Below are 16,899 nucleotides of genomic sequence, written 5' to 3'. Positions count from 1 at the left end.
GCAGTTATATCATAGATTCATCGGCGAAGCTAAAATACGCTTTTTCGGTTATTATAAGGTGGTCCAGTACTTTTATATCCAAACTTTCTCCGGCAGTTTTCAGTTTTTGGGTAAGCCTAATATCCGGTTGGCTGGGTTTTAACGTTCCAGACGGATGGTTATGGGCCAGAATGATGGCAACCGCGCCCAATTGCAAAGCATTTTTAAAAGCCAAGCGCACATCGACCAAGGTGCCGGTAATACCACCTTTGCTAAGCTGAGACGTTTGCAGCACTTTGTTGGAGTTATTTAAATACACAATCCAGAATTCTTCGTGTGGCAATTCGCCAATAATGGGTTGCATGAGTTCAAAAACAGATTGACTAGAGGTTATTTTTTTCCGGTTCAACGCTTCACCGGCCCTACGCCTTCTACCCAACTCCAAAGCCGCCGCAATGGTTATGGCTTTTGCTTCACCAATGCCTTTGAACTGCATCAAGTCTTTGATGGTGAGCTTCCCCAGTTGATTTAAATTGTTCTCAGCCGAAGCCAAAATTCGCTGACTTAAGGACACAGCACTTTCCTCACGGTTGCCGCTGCCTATTAAAATGGCAATAAGTTCGGCATCGCTCAATGCCGTGCGGCCTTTCTGAAGCAATTTTTCACGAGGGCGATCGTCTTCATTCCAGTTTTTTATAGAAAAAGATGTTGGTTTTTCTTTCAATTTGGTTTCTTAAACTTTAAAGATAATAATGTATCTTTAAACTGAAAATTTCAGGTGCTAAAATCCAATTTTTTATGAAATCGCTGTTTCAACCAGAAGCTTACAAGGAGATACAAGTACGTATAGCAGCATTGAGCCCCGATACACAGCCTAAATGGGGCAGTATGAGCGTTTCGCAAATGTTGCACCATTGCCAAAAACCCCTTGAAGTGGTACTGGGAAAGACAACGGTTGAAAAACCCAATTTTTTTATGGAGCTGCTGATGAAATGGTTTAAAGGCATGATGTACAACGACAAACCGTGGAAGCACGGCCTGCCCACCGCAAAAGAATTTATCGTGACCGAACCCAAAGAGTTTGAAGAAGAAAAAACTCAATTAAAGGCACTTTTGGAAGCATTCAACCAAATAGACGAAAACGAGAACTTACCGCCGCATCCTATCTTCGGAAAATTCACAAACGAGCAATGGGGGAAAATGCAATACAAGCACTTGGACCATCATTTTCGGCAGTTTGGGGTATAGTTGGTAGTTAAAAAATCAAAAACTATCGCCATATCAACTCATAAAAGTATCAACTTTTTAACTCACAGCTCATAACTCATAACTCATAACTAAAAAATGTACCCACCGCCCCATCATCAAGTGCACGATAAAGAAAAAATGATTGCTGTTATTAAACAGTTTCCTTTGGGAATGTTGGTATCAGTTAAAAATGATAAACCATTTATTACCCATATTCCTTTTATATATAATGCTGAATCCGGCAGGTTGGTGGCACATATCGATAAAAACAACCCGCAATTAAAAACGTTACAAGATGGAGCAACAGTTACCGTGGTTTTTAAAGGACCCGATTGTTATATTTCGCCTTCGGTGTATGCTTCGGAAAATCAGCTGCCTACTTGGAATTACATTATTGTGCACCTTACCGGAACCATTGAGCTCCTAACCGACCCGGAAGCTGCAAAGGACAGTATGATTGCTATGACTGAATTTTTAGAAAAACCGGAGCACAAATTCATTTTACACAAAGACAATCCTAAAATGGAGCGGTTTGTAAACTACATTCAAGCGTTTGAGATTGAAATCACGCACTGGGAAGGGAAGTTCAAGTTGTCACAGGATAAAAGTGAGGTGGATCAAGCAAATGCTAAAAAACAGCTTATGAAAAAGGCTAAAGAAGATATTTCTGGGTTTATTAATGCGTTATAGACTATTTACCAAAACCAAATGAATCAACACGTAAGAAATCAACATTACGTTCCTCAATTTTTATTGAAAAACTTCTCAAGCCGAGGTGATAAATTTATTTGGGCATACGATAAGAATGAAAAATATAATATTCATAATCAAATTAAAGAGCGAGCAATAAGAAGAGTAGCAAGTGAAGAGTTTTTTTATGACCAGTTTAAAAGCAGCAAAATTGGAAGTTATGAATACGCTTTAAAAGAAGCTGAAGATGCAGCAGCACCAATTATTTCTAATATTATAAACACTAAAAGCATTAGAGATTTATCTAAAAAAGACAGAAGAAGATTATCATTATTTATAACACTTCAATACTTAAGGACAAAAGGTCAGCTTCTTCAAACTGAATACTTGACGAATACTCTTTCTGAACAAATAAAACAAAAAACTAATATTCAAATAGAAAAAGTTGATTCAAAGAAAATCTGGTTTCTAATGTTAGAACAATCAATAAAATTTCCTGAAATATTAATGAATAAAGTATGGATGCTAAGCGAAAGCAATAATTCATTCTATATATCAGATAATCCAGTTGCATTGCAAAATTCTACAGATACAAGTAAAGTTAGAGGCACACTAGGATTACAAAGTTTTGGGATTGAAATCTATCTACCTCTTTCACCATCACTTACACTGTGTTTGTTTTGTGAAAAATTATTTAAAAATAGTGGTTATGAAAAAAATTTTATTGAAAATTCAACTTGTGCCCCTGAAAATATTAAAAACTTAAATTCGCTTCAAATAAACTATTCACAGAGATTTATATTTTCACATAAAAAAGATTTTGATTTGGTAAAAAAACAATTAAAAAACACAACTCATAAATAATAACTTATTTCAAATACCCCTTCACGGCATCAAAATCCAGCCCGCCGTAATTACCGCTGCTCATTAATAACAAGACGGTATTTTCATAATCTTCAGAATATAAAAAAGTTTTAAAGTCACCCGGATTGGTGAAAATCATTAAGTCTTCCCGTTGGAAGGCCTCTTCAATCTGTTCGGCTTTTATTTCCTCCAATTGCTTGATCATCACCGCGTGGGGCGAATAGAACACGACCGCGGCATCGGCAGCATCCAAAGCACCTTGGTATTCGGTTAAAAATTCAGGGTTGAGGCTACTATAGGTATGCAACTCTAAACACGCGACCAGTTTTTTGTCGGGGTACTGATTTTTCACTGCTTGGGTGGTCGCTTTTACTTTACTGGGCGAATGTGCATAATCTTTAAACGCTATGGCGGTTTTGGTTTCGGCTATTTTTTCCAAGCGTTTGCTGGCGCCTTTAAAGGTGGCAATGGCTTCGTAAAAGTCATCGGCATCTACACCCATTAATTGACAGATCCATCGGGCGCCTTCTAGGTTGTTCAAGTTGTGTTTCCCGAATACCGCTATTGGCATAGAGCCTTCTGGTGTTTCCAGCAATGTTTCTCCGGATTCTACACTATATTCAGGCGTTTGGTATGGATATTTTTTTATGGGATTTTCGGTGGCTTCTACTACTCGCTTTACCTCAGTGTCTTCTTCATTGTAAATAATGGCACCGCCGTCCGTAATTTGGTTCAGGAATATTTCAAACTGTTCTACGTAGTTTTCATACGTTGGAAATACATTGATGTGATCCCAAGCAATTCCGCTTAACAATGCAATGTTTGGTTTATATAGATGAAATTTTGGTCGACGGTCAATGGGGGAAGACAAATATTCATCGCCTTCCAAAACAATAAAATCGTTTTCTTCGGTTAAGTGGACCATGGTGTCAAAACCTTCCAATTGTGCGCCTACCATATAATCAACCTCTTTATCATGGTAGTGCATCACGTGCAAAATCATGGAGGTAATGGTGGTTTTTCCGTGTGAACCCCCAATGACGACGCGGGTTTTGTGTTTAGATTGTTCGTATAGAAACTCAGGGTATGAATAAATTTTTAACCCTAACTCTTTTGCTTTTTTAAGTTCTGCGTTGTTTTCTTTTGCGTGCATTCCTAAAATAACGGCATCTAAGTCTGACGTTATTTTTTCAGGAAACCAACCGTATTCATTTGGCAACAAGCCTTTGGCAGCAAGCCTGCTTTTTGAAGGATCGAATATTTCATCATCACTACCGGTTACATGATCTCCTTTTTCGTGAAGTGCCAATGCCAGATTGTGCATCGCGCTGCCTCCAATGGCTATAAAATGTATGCGCATAATGAGTTTTTTGTAAAGATAGGGTTAAGAATTGGGAATTCAGAAATATGAATATAACATTTAAACTACATAGAAAGTATTCGCTCCTTTTCCGCTGCGGCTTCTTCAAAATCAGGACGACTGGACAACGCTTTGTTGATCCAATTGAGCGCATCGTCTCTTTTTCCTAAACTTTTGTAAATCTGTGCCATTCGGTAATACGCCCAATCTTTTGGGACACCATCCCGAACGGAATAGTTTTTTATATACGCCTGCAAACAATCCAGTCCCAATTGGGGACTCAAATTATACTGTGCCGAAATTTTTCCTATTTGATAATTCAGGCTGTTGCGTTTGTGTTTTTGAAGCGATTTTGAAGCGGTTTCAATAGCTTCTTGTGGCTTATTGTTCTTTTCATACAAGTTAGTCAGTTTTTCATAGGTGTGCGGCGACCCGCCTACTTGTATTGCTTTTTTATAATAGCTCTCCGCATCATTGGGGCGGTCATTATATTCGGCAATGTAGCCGTTTGCCAAGTAACCGTCAACAGGTGATATTTTCAGTAATTCATTGGCATAGCTACGCGCTTTCTTTTCGCTACCGCCAATAATGCCCGGCAGTTGGATATAAAACTCTACCAACGCCCAACGCACTTCAATATGCTTTGGGTCTAACTTAGCGGCAATTTCAAAATGTTCTTTAATATCGTCTATATAGGTAAGCGCTCTAATTTTACTTATTTCCAGCGCTTTCATCCCCATGGCACCACCGTATTTAAAATGGTAATTGGCGCTATTCTCATCTTCTTCCACCAACTCCTCATAATAATCTATCGCCGTATCCCAATCCTTTGCATAACTGGCAATATCACCCAGATATTCACGTGTTTTTGCATCATTGGGATGTGCTTGTAAATACTTTTTGAAAAGTGGTTTAGCTTTGCTGAATTGTTCTTTTTTAAAATAGGTTTCGGCTTGCTCAAATGTACTTTGAGAAAACATCATTAGCGGAGCCAACAAAAACAATAACAGTATTTTTTTCATATAATTCATTTATCTATTGCGCTTTTTTGAAATTTCTTGAATGCTTTCTCAATTCTTTCAGAATAATACTGAAATATCCGCTCCTCGGTTACAGGTGCTTCGATTGTCCCTTCGATAATAGCACTCCACGCCAATTGATCGTTTTTAACATCCACAACATCCAAATACAAGGCTTGATCTATGGCGATTGTTTTTAAACGCATATTTTGCAATATTGTTTTTTCTTTTTGCTGTTCTCCATAGGTTCCTTTTTTATTTTTTTGATTGGCAGCACCTTGGTTATTTTTAGCATCACCTGATTTGGTTTCTGAAAGATCGGGAATGTACGAAACATATTCTTCCACAAAGAAATTTACGTAAAAATCAGGCGTATCGGATTTATCATATCCTTTTTTGAAAAGCTGTAAAGCAACAGCTTGCATAATCAGTTTGGTTTCATCTTCAGGAAGGTTGGCCGCTATGGTAGGATAAAAATTGTAGGTTTTGTAACTGGTGAGATCGAAAGATTCATTGTGTTGAACGTCCATAGTGGCGCTACAGGATAGCAACGTTAAAATCACAAAGAATGTAAGTATGTATTTCAAGTGTTTTAATTTATTGGTGGCTTTGGTTCACTCCGGCTCCGCCCAATGACCGCCGAATAGCCATCTAATTTGTTGTTTAATAAATTTTGACCATTATTTCAATAACTGCAACTGACTACTGAAAACGGTAGCTTCGATACACTTTTCGTTTTATACTCTTTGGGCTATCGTCATAACCTTATCGAAAAAACGAAAAGCACTCAGCCACCTCTATTTGTCATTGTTTTAAAAACTTGGAATTTTACTATTCACTGAATTACTGACTACTGAACACAGCGTACTGCCTACTGTTCAGGCGGAAATTTTTTAAGTATTTTCGACACCACTTCTTCATAATGTGCTTTCTTCTGTTGCGGATTGGCTTTTTCTTTTAAATCGGCTTCGGCTATTGCTTGCCAAATTAAACCATCATTTGAAACATCGATAATGTCCATAGTGATGGCCTGCTCATAAATACGGCCACCAATGGGAATGCCACCGCTTACGCCCACACCTACATTGCCTCCGCCACTGCCTACTCCAATGCCGATGGTATTACGTGAACTGCGAAGGTTTTCTTTTGCGTAAAAGTTGATATACAGTTGTGGAGCATTGGACTTTACAAAACCGCGTGCTTGCAACACACTATCGGTTGCTTGCATAATGCGCTTATCGTCCAGATCGTTTAATCCGGATTGTATGGTAGGAAAAAAGTTATAGGTCGTATATTGCGAAAAGTCAACCTCTTTATCATAATCTACGCCTACGCTTGTTCCGCAGGAAACAACCAGCAGCGAAATTAATATCACAGAAAGATATTTCATAGTTTTAAAATTATAATACGGTATTAAAACTACGCAAAAAGTACGCCAATGGATTTTGTTTATTATTGTTTAACAATTTTCTTGGTCAGACTTCCTTTGTTTGTTTTAACGTTCACAAAATAAATTCCTGAAGAAAGTGCTTCCATATTTATTTGTTTTTCTGAAGTTGTAATTAACTGTTTTCCCAAAACGGAATAAATGGTCGATTGTTGAAACATTAGACTATTTGAAGTTTGTATTTGTAGGGTTGATGATACCGGATTAGGATGCAACGTAATAAGAGTTTCTAATGAGAATTCATTAACTGAAAGGGGTTCTACAACTTGAGTTGATACTGTATTGGTAATGATGGGCGGGTTAAAGTCAAAGTAAATATTTGCTGTATTTTCTACCTCATCACCTATTGAAAGCGTTTCATTAGGCTTTATCTGAAAAGCAATGTGCCCATTACTTCCTTCCGGGTCACTTGATTCTGGTGGTAAATAGATATCTTCAAAAATAAAGGAAACAGCATTTCCGTCTAAAATTTCCACACGGTAGTCGTGACTGCTGGAAAGGGTTCTAAAGGTGTTCCAGTTAAGGTTATCGCTTAAGGTATCGGTTACAGTTATATTAACTGCTGATGCGGACCCTGTATTTTGAAAACGAACTAAGTAGTCTAAATACCCATCAACCTCATCTTCGTAAATTTCTTCTCCTTGAAGCACTTGTTTATCGTTAGGATCGTATGAATTGATAATTGTTTGCTCAAATTCATAAACATTATCTTCCGGTGTAACTTCTTCTTCAACAGGATTAACTTCAGCAACAAACGACAATATATCCCCATCTTCATTTATTGGCGGCTCAAGGGTATTAAAATTTATAAATATACTTTGTGACTTAAAAGGCAGTAAGTTTTCAAATTGCCACATTATACTATTACCATCTATATTATTTTCAGTTGGGTTTGACGATAGGTAAGTTTGTCGTACGTTATCAAAAGCAAGACTTACACTGCCACCCATAATTGTAGTCCCTAAGTTTTCATACACTATTTTATAGTTAACGTCAAAACCAGGTCTCGCCTCATTCAGTGGTAATAAGGTTACTTTCAAATCATTAAAAACATTGGTTGCTGTTAGGCAGAAATCCACTGTTTCTGTATTTCCATAAGAATTAAAGACAGTACTTACTTCTGCTGGGGTAATTTCATAATATTCAGGCAAAGATTCAGGAATTACTGTTAGGTTATAAGTGCCTAAATCTTCTAATAAGAAACTATACTCACCAAATTGATTAACTCTTGTACTAAATACTTTATCTTCATTTTCAGCTTGTACCATAACTCCCGTTGTTGAATAGTCGTTTTCATCACAAGAGTTGTTTTCAAAGTCAAATCGTATTGTTCCACGGACTATGTTTGTGCTACTTGGAATGTTTTCGGCAAAGCTTGATATTTCCTGTTGGGTCAAAACCCTATTATACAATCTTACATCATCTATTTTACCTAAAAAGGTATTCCCTACTACTTGATTTCTTGAACCAATATGCAATGGAGCTTCTTCATCCATTAATTCTCCAAGAATTTCTAATTCGTTTAATAAAACACCATTAAGATATAATCGCATCGTTTCACCATCTCGTATTGCAGTAAACATTTGCCATTTATTGAGCTCGTACCCCACATCAGAAAAAAGGTGATTTTCATCTGTTTGAGTTGTTATTTTAAACACATTTTCTTCTACAGCAGACACAGATACAGCGAAAGGAGCTTCATTGGGGCCGCTGACAGCTGGGCCCTTCACAAGGATAGTCTGGCTCTTAATAGCCGTAGGATAAACCCAAACATTAAAGGAAAAGTCGTCTTCAAAGTATAAATTAGGGTTATCAACCACTCTAATAATATCGTCTAATCCGTCAAATTCGTAAGCACTATTTGGAATTCCAAAACGATCAGTAGTAAGTTGTGCTCCGTCTACAATGCCATTATTTGAATAAAAACTTTCATCGTTGGCATTTCCATTAAACGGATAATAGGCTACCAAAGTAGGATCTAAATTTTCAAAATAAATAGTATTAATCTCAGATTGAGACAATGCCCTATTGTACATACGAACCTCATCTATTTTACCTAAAAAAGTATCCCCCACTACTTGGCTTCTTGAACCAATATGCAGTGGAGCCTCTTCGTCTAGCATAACCCCTGAGACTGTTTCTTGAGCAATCAATTGTCCATTCCTATATAGTTTTATAATATCCCCTTCACGGGTAGTAGTAATCAATTGCCAAAAATTAATTTCGTAACCTGTTTGTGATTGTAATCCAAAAACCTGTTCATCTAAGAATAATGATGAACTTACCGTATTAATACCGGTTATGCTTAAAGAATAAGGAGCTCTGTTTGGCCCATTAATAACAGGCCCTTTACGAACAATAGTTTGTGACCTTAGTTCTGAAGGGTTCACCCAAGCAGAAATAGTATAGTCGTTAGTAAATGTATATTCAGGGATATCTGGTGCAAATATTAAATCATTTTGACCATCAAAAAGATAAGCTTCATTTATATTACCAATTCTATCAGTAGTTAACGTCGCTCCCTCTACAGTAGCATTATTTCCTATTGAACTCTCATCATTAGCGTTGCCATTAAAAGGAAAGTAAGCAATGAGCCCGTCTTCAGGAATTTGCCCAACCCCAACTAAAGAAACCAATAAAAATAATGCACTGAGTAAATATTTTGCCATCTGTAAGATTTTTCAGCAAAATACATATAAAATTAAAACTACAAAATATTGGCAGTCATGACTTTATAGAACACAGAGTTTATTTATTTATTTGTCTTCAACATCTTTATTCAACATCCCCCAAAGTCTATCTTTCAATTCCATTAAACCCTGTTGCGCTACCGAAGAAATAAACAAATACGGCAACCCTTTAAATTCTTTATCCAATATCTCTTTCATTTCGCCTTTCAGTTCTTCATCGAGCATGTCACTTTTTGAGATAACGATAAGGCGTTCTTTATCCAACAGTTCTGGATTATAGCGTTTTAATTCATCTAACAGAATATCGTACTGTTTTTTAATATCATCTGCATCTGCAGGGATTAAAAACAGTAAGGTGGAGTTACGCTCTATATGGCGCAAAAAGTAGTGCCCCAAGCCTTTCCCTTCAGCGGCACCTTCAATGATTCCGGGAATATCAGCCATTACAAAGGTTTGATGGTCGCGGTAGGTTACAATGCCCAAATTGGGTTTTAGGGTGGTGAATTCATAATTGGCAATCTTGGGTTTGGCAGCAGTAATTACTGAAAGCAAGGTCGATTTCCCTGCATTGGGGAAGCCTACCAAACCAACATCGGCCAAAACTTTTAGCTCTACGGTAATGTTAACTTCTTCGCCTTCCAGACCGGGTTGTGCAAAACGCGGGGTTTGTCGCGTGGCCGATTTAAAATGCGCATTCCCTTTCCCTCCTTTTCCGCCTTTGGCGACAATGCGTTGTTCGCCGTGTTCGGTCATTTCGAACATGGTTTTGCCCGTATCGGTGTTTTTTACCACGGTGCCCAATGGCACTTCGATAATCACATCGTCCCCGTCGGCACCGGTGCTGGTCTGTTTTCCTCCTGCCCCGCCGTGCCCGGCTTTAAAATGGCGTTTGAATTTTAAATGGTACAAGGTCCACATATTTTTGTTGGCCTGTAAAATAATATGGCCGCCACGGCCGCCATCACCACCGTCGGGCCCACCTTTAGGGATAAATTTTTCCCTGCGTAGGTGCGTACTGCCCTTCCCTCCTTTTCCAGAAGTTACGTGGATTTTAACATAGTCAACAAAATTGCCTTCAGTCACGGTTGTTAGATGTTAGATGTTAGATGTTAGATGTTAGATGTTAGAAAGTACAAAATTTAAGGGATATACTTAGTGACTTCTTCTATTTAATCCTTTAATATTTAAAATATTCATTAGGCCTTCAATGTTTGCTTCCTCTCCCCTCGGGAGAGGTTAGGTGAGGGATTACAGCTTCTCGATCACTTCGCTCAAGCGTTTGGTAATATCCTCGATGCTCCCTTCGCCGTCCACGCCATAGTATTTGTCGCGCTTTTGGTAGTATTTTTTCAGCACATCGGTTTTTCGGTAATATTCGGCAATGCGTTCCCGTATCACGTCTTCGTTGGCATCATCGGCCCTACCGCTCACTTTTCCGCGTTCCAACAGCCGTTTTACCAGCACTTCATCATCTACCTCAAGTGCGACCATCGCATTTATTTGCGTGTCTTTTTCAGCCATTAACTTAGACAATGCTTCTGCTTGGGCTTCGGTACGTGGAAAACCATCAAAGATCAATCCTTCGGCATCTTCGTTTTTATCCACTTCGGCTTTTAGCATATTGATGGTCACTTCATCTGGCACCAAATGCCCTTTTTCCATATAACTTTTGGCCAGATCGCCCAATTCGGTATTGTTTTTTATGTTGTATCGAAAAACATCCCCGGTTGAAATGTGCACCCAATTATATTTCTTTTTTAAAATGTCTGCCTGTGTCCCCTTGCCTGCTCCCGGAGGGCCAAATAATACGATGTTTGTCATTACTCTATTGTTCTTTCTGAATATATTTTTTTATAAATCGCTACATAACGAAAGCGCAAAGATACTAATTGCAAAGCACTTGAGAGGTGTACGGTGCAAAAGTGTTTAAAGTTAAAAGGGACTGCTTATTTCTTTCCATCTTTAACCACTTTGGTTTTAGACAATACGTCGTGAAAACCATTTTTCATAAAAAGATAGGAAACCCAATCAAAGGGAATTAAACGGCATATCGTTCGTAACACGATATCTTTTTCTTTTGGTTTTTCACCATTATCCAAAACGACTTTGGTTTTAGTAACAAATTTACCTACCGTTTTTTGCCAAATAATTTCCATAAGTGTGTAATATGCCAAAAAAGAACCAAACACCAAAACAATGGTGGCTAACACCACAACGGGGTTTTGCGGATCGGACAGCAGCAAACTCAAAACAAGAAATACGACCATTGAAATAACATAAGAAACCACAACATCAATTAAATGATTTACAAACCGAAGCGAGGTAGGGGCCAAGGCACTATTTATTTTTTCTTTTTCTTGGTACTGCAACATGGCTTGTTTTCTCAATTTCTCAAAATTAGCGGTGTCGATATTTCTTTTTGTTATTTCATCTTCGGCAGCTTCTAAGGCAGCTGGTTGGTATTTTATCCTTTCAGCTGTTACAATTTGTATCAATTCTTTATCGGTCCGTTGGGACATTACATCGGAAAATTCGTTTTTCATAGCTAGGCTCTTAAGTGTTTTATTTTAACGTTTGTAAACTTATGAAAAATTGAAATTCCAGTTTTGTTCAGCAAGCTTTTATATATGCTTTATCCAAGTTTTCTTCGACTCTCCTTCGACTTTCCTTCGAGTAAACCCCAGCTTTTACGTATTAAACTCGAACAAAATAAGGGGTAAAGTCGAAGAAATCAACTGCAAAAGCACAGCAAAATATTTTCCGAAGTACTGTGGGTATTAATAAAACTCTCTTTCAAAAAATAAAAAACTCCCACACCCTTTTGTTATCTTTGTGCGTATGAACTACTTTTCGTCCTCTTTTACCCTCGGAATACTCGGCGGCGGCCAACTGGGCAAAATGCTGCTGTACGAAACACGCAAATACGATATAAAAACCAATGTTCTAGATCCCAGCGCTGAAGCGCCTTGTCGCATTGCCTGCGACCATTTTGAGCAAGGTGACCTGATGGATTTTGACACTGTGTATGCCTTCGGAAAAAAAGCCGATGTGCTTACCTTTGAAATTGAAGGCGTGAATGTAGATGCATTGGAAAAACTGGAACAGGAAGGCATAACGGTATATCCTTCTTCTGAAACGCTTCGGAAAATACAGGATAAAGGAGTACAAAAGCAGTTTTATAAGGAACATAAAATTCCAACGTCACCTTTTAAACGCTACAAAGACAAATACCATTTAAATGAAGCGATTGTTCGGAAAGAACTCCATTATCCCTTTGTTTGGAAAAGTTGCACCGGCGGATACGATGGAAAAGGCGTCAGTATTATCCGCGATGCGGAAGATGTGATTCCGTTAGCTGAAGGCCCCTGTATTGCTGAAAAATTGATTCCGTTTAAAAACGAACTGGCCGTGATTGTTGCCCGCAACCCAAGGGGCGAGGTGCGCACCTATCCGGTAGTCGAAATGGAGTTTCATCCAGAAGCCAATCAAGTAGAGTACGTTATCTGCCCTGCGAGAATTGAGCCTAAAGTCGCCGAAAAAGCAAGAGCCGTTGCCAAACAAGTTTCCGAAACATTTGAGCACGTAGGGTTGTTGGCTGTAGAATTGTTTCAAACAGAAGACGATGAGATTTTGGTAAACGAAGTGGCACCACGCCCACACAACAGTGGCCATTATAGCATTGAAGCCAGTTACACCAATCAGTTTGAGCAACATCTGCGCGCTATATTGGATTTGCCATTAGGAAAAACCGATAGCAAAGTAGGCGGAATTATGGTAAACCTAGTAGGCGATGAAGCCCATACCGGCGATGTAAAGTATGAAAATATCGAAAAAATTATGGCGATGGATGGCGTTACGCCGCATATTTACGGAAAAAAACAAACACGTCCGTTCCGAAAAATGGGACACGTGACCATTATAGATGAAGACATTAACCAAGCCCGTAAAGTAGCCGAAACCGTAAAGAAAACCATTCGGGTGGTATCAGAATAGTAGATTTTGTATCTTCCATTAAAATTATAGTGTCATGACGCTACTAGAAAAAAAACAAACGCTTAAAAAGGCAATCGACCGACTATCTGACGATCAAGTAGAAAACGTTTTATTGTATTTAGAACACCTTCAAAAAAGAGATACTGCTCGTGTTGATTATGTAGAGTCTTTATTACGTACAGAAAAAAACTTATTTGATCGCTTGGCACAATGATATCGATACAACTTGCTGAAAAGTTAAATAAAATAATAATAAAAGCCTCTGGAGGATCTGCTGGTATTCGAGATAAAAAAGGGCTATCTTCAGCATTAAACAGACCTTTTCAAACCTTTGACGGAGAAGAACTGTATTCTTCTTCTATTGAAAAGGCTGCTGCAATTTTTGAAAGCATAATCATCAATCATCCATTTATCGATGGCAACAAACGAATGGCTTATGCTTTGATGCGGTTAATTTTAGCTGAAGGAAATATGGATATACAAGCACCAGAAAACACAATTTATGACTTTGTCATTTCCGCGTCAAAAGGAAATACAAAATTTGACGATATAAAAGAGTGGATTAGCAATCATATTGCAAAATAAATTACAAAAACAACCAGACAGATGAGCAAAGTAGGAATTATTATGGGCAGTACGAGCGATATGCCCGTTATGCAAGACGCTATAGACATTTTAAAAGGCTTCGATATTGAAGTTGAAGTCGATATCGTTTCGGCACACCGAACGCCCGATAAATTATTCAATTATGGAAAAAACGCTCACACCCGTGGAATCAATGTAATCATTGCCGGTGCCGGTGGCGCTGCGCACTTACCGGGTATGATTGCCTCATTATCACCGCTTCCCGTGATTGGCGTTCCCGTAAAATCGAGCAACTCCATTGATGGTTGGGACTCTGTGCTTTCCATTCTGCAAATGCCAGGTGGCGTACCAGTGGCTACAGTTGCTCTTAACGGTGCTAAAAATGCCGGAATATTAGCGGCCCAGATTATTGGCAGTTCTGACAAATGTGTGCTTGATAAAGTAGTGGCCTATAAAGAAGGCTTAAAGATTAAAGTTGAGGAAGGCGCTAAAAAAGTTCGGGAAGGGAAAGGCAGCTAACAGTTATCATGGCAAATAAAAATTGTCTGGTCGAGCGCAGTCGAGACCTTTAAAGTAAAGACCAAATAGATTTAACCTTTTGACTGCGCTTAAGAATACATTTCTAAAAATTAAACTGTATGAAAACCTATTATGTTTATATACTTAAATGTGCCGACGGGTTATTATACACTGGCTTTACAAACGATATATCCAGAAGATTTAACGAACATCAACAAGGCCTGAACAAAAGCTGTTTTACTTTTAAAAGAAGACCTTTAAAGCTCATCTTTCATCAAGAATTTAATGATGTGAAGCAAGCTATATATTTTGAAAAGAAAATTAAACGATGGAGTGCAAAGAAAAAACTAGCGTTGTCTAATAACGATTTCGATATGCTTCAAGTCCTATCGGAATGTAGAAATATGACGCATTCCAAATTCAGACCAACACCTAAGGAGGTCTCGACTGCGCTCGACCGGACAAAAAATAATATACAATGACAGAAACAAACCCCCTATTACAACCCTTTAACACCGCTCCGTTTTCCCAAATAAAAAACGAGCATTTTTTACCAGCTATAAAACAGTTGATAAAAGACACAAAGGACGAAATAAACGCCATTACCGAAAATAAAGAGACACCCACGTTTGAAAACTCAGTGGAAGCATTAGAACGCACCGGCGAACAATTAAACCGTGTTACAGATATTTTCTTTAACCTCAACAGTGCCGAGACCAATGAAGAAATTCAAAAAATAGCACAAGAGGTTTCCCCGTTGCTTTCCGACTTTAAAAACGATTTACTGCTTAACGAAGCCTTGTTTAAACGTGTTAAAAGTGTTTATGATCGTAAAGATTCTTTGACGCTTACTGCTGAAGAGAGCATGTTGCTAGAAAAACAATACAAAGGCTTTGCCCGTAATGGGGCGAACCTTTCCGAAGATAAAAAGGAAACGCTTCGAAAAATAGACCAGGATTTATCTAAACTCAGCTTAACATTTGGCGAACACGTATTGGCCGAAACCAATAAATATGAACTGCACATTACCAACGAAGAAAAACTGTCTGGTTTACCTGATGGTGCTAAAGAAGAGGCTGCCAATACAGCCAAAGAAAAAGGGAAAGACGGCTGGGTGTTCACTTTAGCCTACCCAAGCTATATTCCGTTTATGACGTATGCGGATAATCGTGAATTACGGAAAGAATTATCCCTTGCCTTTGGCAGCAAAGCTTTTCATAATGACGAAGTAGACAACCAAGAGATTGTGCTGCAAATTGCCAATCTTCGCTATCAACGAGCACAATTGTTGGGGTATGACAGCCACGCACACTTTGTATTGGAAGAACGCATGGCCGAAACTCCCGAGAAAGTAACTTCTTTTTTAGATGAATTATTACAAAAAGCAAAACCGGCAGCCCAAAAAGAGTTTGCCGAATTGGAAACTTTCGCAAAAGAATTGGACGGCATCGACCAATTACAGAAATGGGACGGGGCGTATTATGCAGAGAAATTAAAACAGAAACGCTTTAATCTAGATGACGAAAAGCTAAAACCCTATTTTGAGTTAAAGAATGTAATAAACGGTGTATTCACCGTGGCTGAAAAACTATACGGACTCTCTTTTGAAGAAGTAAACGATATTGACAAATACCACCCAGAAGTAAAAACATACCGCGTTACTGATGCCGATGATGCTTCGGTAGCCATCTTTTACGCTGACTTTCACCCACGTGCCGGAAAACGAAACGGTGCTTGGATGACCGTTTACAAACAACAGGAAATCAAAAACGGCAACAACGAACGCCCACATATTTCAATTGTATGTAATTTTACGAAGCCCACGGCAAGTAAACCATCTTTATTAACTTTTAATGAAGTAACTACTTTATTTCATGAATTTGGGCACGCATTGCACGGTATGTTGGCAAACACCAAGTATGCAAGTTTATCGGGCGCCAACGTGTATTGGGATTTTGTTGAATTGCCCAGCCAAATACTGGAGAACTGGTGTTATGAAAAAGAAACATTAGAGCTGTTTGCCACACATTATGAAACGGGCGAGGTCATCCCGATGGAATATGTAAAAAAGATTAAAGAATCGGCTGCTTTTCACGAAGGGATGAAAACATTACGCCAGTTAAGTTTTGGCATGCTCGACATGGCCTGGCACGGCGCTGATCCTTCTAGCATACAAGATGTAAAAGCGCACGAAAAAGAAGCCTTTGAAGGCACCAAACTATACCCTAACGTCCCTTCCAACTGTATGAGCACATCCTTCTCCCATATCTTTCAAGGCGGCTATTCGGCTGGGTATTACAGTTACAAATGGGCCGAAGTGCTGGACGCCGATGCCTTTGCGTATTTTAAAGAAGAAGGCATTTTCAATAAAACAGTAGCCAATAAGTTCAAAAACCACATCTTAACACAAGGCGGCACCCAAGACCCCATGGAACTGTACGTTAAATTCCGTGGAAAAAAACCAAATCCGGATGCGTTGTTGAAACGGGCTGGGTTGATTTAAAT

General features: G+C 38.7%; 18 protein-coding genes. 9 read left to right on the top strand and 9 right to left on the bottom strand.

All coding sequences use genetic code 11. The features are described 5' to 3' along the window. Positions 1-4: 4 nt before the first annotated feature. Complete coding sequence (gene radC, locus DDV96_RS13265) at positions 5-703, bottom strand: RadC family protein (RefSeq protein WP_116695262.1); 699 nt, start codon at positions 701-703, stop codon at positions 5-7. Positions 704-777: 74 nt separating this feature from the next. Here radC and DDV96_RS13260 point away from each other — a divergent pair, with 74 nt between their 5' ends. From DDV96_RS13260 to DDV96_RS13250, 3 genes are all read left to right on the top strand, one after another. Continuing rightward, positions 778-1,227: a DUF1569 domain-containing protein gene (locus DDV96_RS13260; protein ID WP_116695261.1), complete on the top strand. Its 450-nt coding sequence runs from the start codon at positions 778-780 to the stop codon at positions 1,225-1,227. Between the two features lie 96 nt (positions 1,228-1,323). After that, positions 1,324-1,917: an FMN-binding negative transcriptional regulator gene (locus tag DDV96_RS13255; RefSeq protein WP_116695260.1), complete on the top strand. Its 594-nt coding sequence runs from the start codon at positions 1,324-1,326 to the stop codon at positions 1,915-1,917. An 18-nt stretch (positions 1,918-1,935) separates the two neighbouring features. Next, positions 1,936-2,781 (top strand): DUF4238 domain-containing protein, encoded by an 846-nt coding sequence (locus DDV96_RS13250; RefSeq protein ID WP_116695259.1) that lies wholly within the window; start codon positions 1,936-1,938, stop codon positions 2,779-2,781. A 4-nt stretch (positions 2,782-2,785) separates the two neighbouring features. Here DDV96_RS13250 and DDV96_RS13245 read toward each other — a convergent pair whose 3' ends face one another. The 8 genes from DDV96_RS13245 to DDV96_RS13210 form a co-directional block, all read right to left on the bottom strand. Beyond that, positions 2,786-4,141 (bottom strand): UDP-N-acetylmuramate--L-alanine ligase, encoded by a 1,356-nt coding sequence (locus DDV96_RS13245; RefSeq protein WP_116695258.1) that lies wholly within the window; start codon positions 4,139-4,141, stop codon positions 2,786-2,788. Positions 4,142-4,206: 65 nt separating this feature from the next. After that, positions 4,207-5,163, bottom strand: a complete 957-nt coding sequence (locus DDV96_RS13240) for a tetratricopeptide repeat protein (protein WP_165806013.1) — start codon at positions 5,161-5,163, stop codon at positions 4,207-4,209. Between the two features lie 5 nt (positions 5,164-5,168). After that, positions 5,169-5,747: a DUF4136 domain-containing protein gene (locus DDV96_RS13235; RefSeq protein WP_133240852.1), complete on the bottom strand. Its 579-nt coding sequence runs from the start codon at positions 5,745-5,747 to the stop codon at positions 5,169-5,171. Positions 5,748-6,031: 284 nt separating this feature from the next. After that, positions 6,032-6,550, bottom strand: a complete 519-nt coding sequence (locus tag DDV96_RS13230) for a DUF4136 domain-containing protein (RefSeq protein ID WP_116695255.1) — start codon at positions 6,548-6,550, stop codon at positions 6,032-6,034. A 62-nt stretch (positions 6,551-6,612) separates the two neighbouring features. Beyond that, positions 6,613-9,276, bottom strand: a complete 2,664-nt coding sequence (locus DDV96_RS13225) for a DUF7619 domain-containing protein (RefSeq protein ID WP_116695254.1) — start codon at positions 9,274-9,276, stop codon at positions 6,613-6,615. 87 nt (positions 9,277-9,363) lie between these two features. Beyond that, positions 9,364-10,380, bottom strand: coding sequence for a GTPase ObgE (gene obgE, locus DDV96_RS13220; protein WP_116695253.1), 1,017 nt, complete (start codon positions 10,378-10,380; stop codon positions 9,364-9,366). A 165-nt stretch (positions 10,381-10,545) separates the two neighbouring features. Then, positions 10,546-11,118, bottom strand: a complete 573-nt coding sequence (locus tag DDV96_RS13215; protein WP_116695252.1) for an adenylate kinase — start codon at positions 11,116-11,118, stop codon at positions 10,546-10,548. A gap of 125 nt (positions 11,119-11,243) precedes the next feature. After that, on the bottom strand, positions 11,244-11,840 hold the full coding sequence (locus DDV96_RS13210) for an RDD family protein (protein WP_116695251.1): 597 nt from the start codon (positions 11,838-11,840) through the stop codon (positions 11,244-11,246). Between the two features lie 295 nt (positions 11,841-12,135). On the opposite strand from DDV96_RS13210, the gene purK reads away from it, so the two are divergent. The 6 genes from purK to DDV96_RS13180 all read left to right on the top strand — a co-directional run bounded on the left by purK (position 12,136) and on the right by DDV96_RS13180 (position 16,897). Continuing rightward, positions 12,136-13,290, top strand: a complete 1,155-nt coding sequence (gene purK, locus DDV96_RS13205; RefSeq protein WP_116695250.1) for a 5-(carboxyamino)imidazole ribonucleotide synthase — start codon at positions 12,136-12,138, stop codon at positions 13,288-13,290. A 34-nt stretch (positions 13,291-13,324) separates the two neighbouring features. Further along, complete coding sequence (locus DDV96_RS13200; RefSeq protein WP_116695249.1) at positions 13,325-13,504, top strand: hypothetical protein; 180 nt, start codon at positions 13,325-13,327, stop codon at positions 13,502-13,504. After that, entirely contained in the window at positions 13,501-13,875 is a 375-nt protein-coding gene (locus tag DDV96_RS13195) for a type II toxin-antitoxin system death-on-curing family toxin (RefSeq protein ID WP_116695248.1), read from the top strand. Before DDV96_RS13200 ends, DDV96_RS13195 begins: the two co-directional genes overlap by 4 nt. 21 nt (positions 13,876-13,896) lie before the next feature. After that, on the top strand, positions 13,897-14,394 hold the full coding sequence (gene purE / locus DDV96_RS13190; protein ID WP_116695247.1) for a 5-(carboxyamino)imidazole ribonucleotide mutase: 498 nt from the start codon (positions 13,897-13,899) through the stop codon (positions 14,392-14,394). Positions 14,395-14,513: 119 nt separating this feature from the next. Continuing rightward, a complete protein-coding gene (locus tag DDV96_RS13185; protein ID WP_116695246.1) occupies positions 14,514-14,876 on the top strand; it encodes a GIY-YIG nuclease family protein in 363 nt (120 codons plus the stop codon). Then, positions 14,873-16,897 (top strand): M3 family metallopeptidase, encoded by a 2,025-nt coding sequence (locus DDV96_RS13180; RefSeq protein WP_116695245.1) that lies wholly within the window; start codon positions 14,873-14,875, stop codon positions 16,895-16,897. The genes DDV96_RS13185 and DDV96_RS13180 overlap by 4 nt, the downstream gene beginning before the upstream one ends. Positions 16,898-16,899: the final 2 nt, after the last annotated feature.

The organism is Marixanthomonas spongiae (assembly GCF_003095375.1).
Classification (GTDB): domain Bacteria; phylum Bacteroidota; class Bacteroidia; order Flavobacteriales; family Flavobacteriaceae; genus Marixanthomonas; species Marixanthomonas spongiae.
This window is presented reverse-complemented; position numbering and strand designations above follow the sequence as displayed.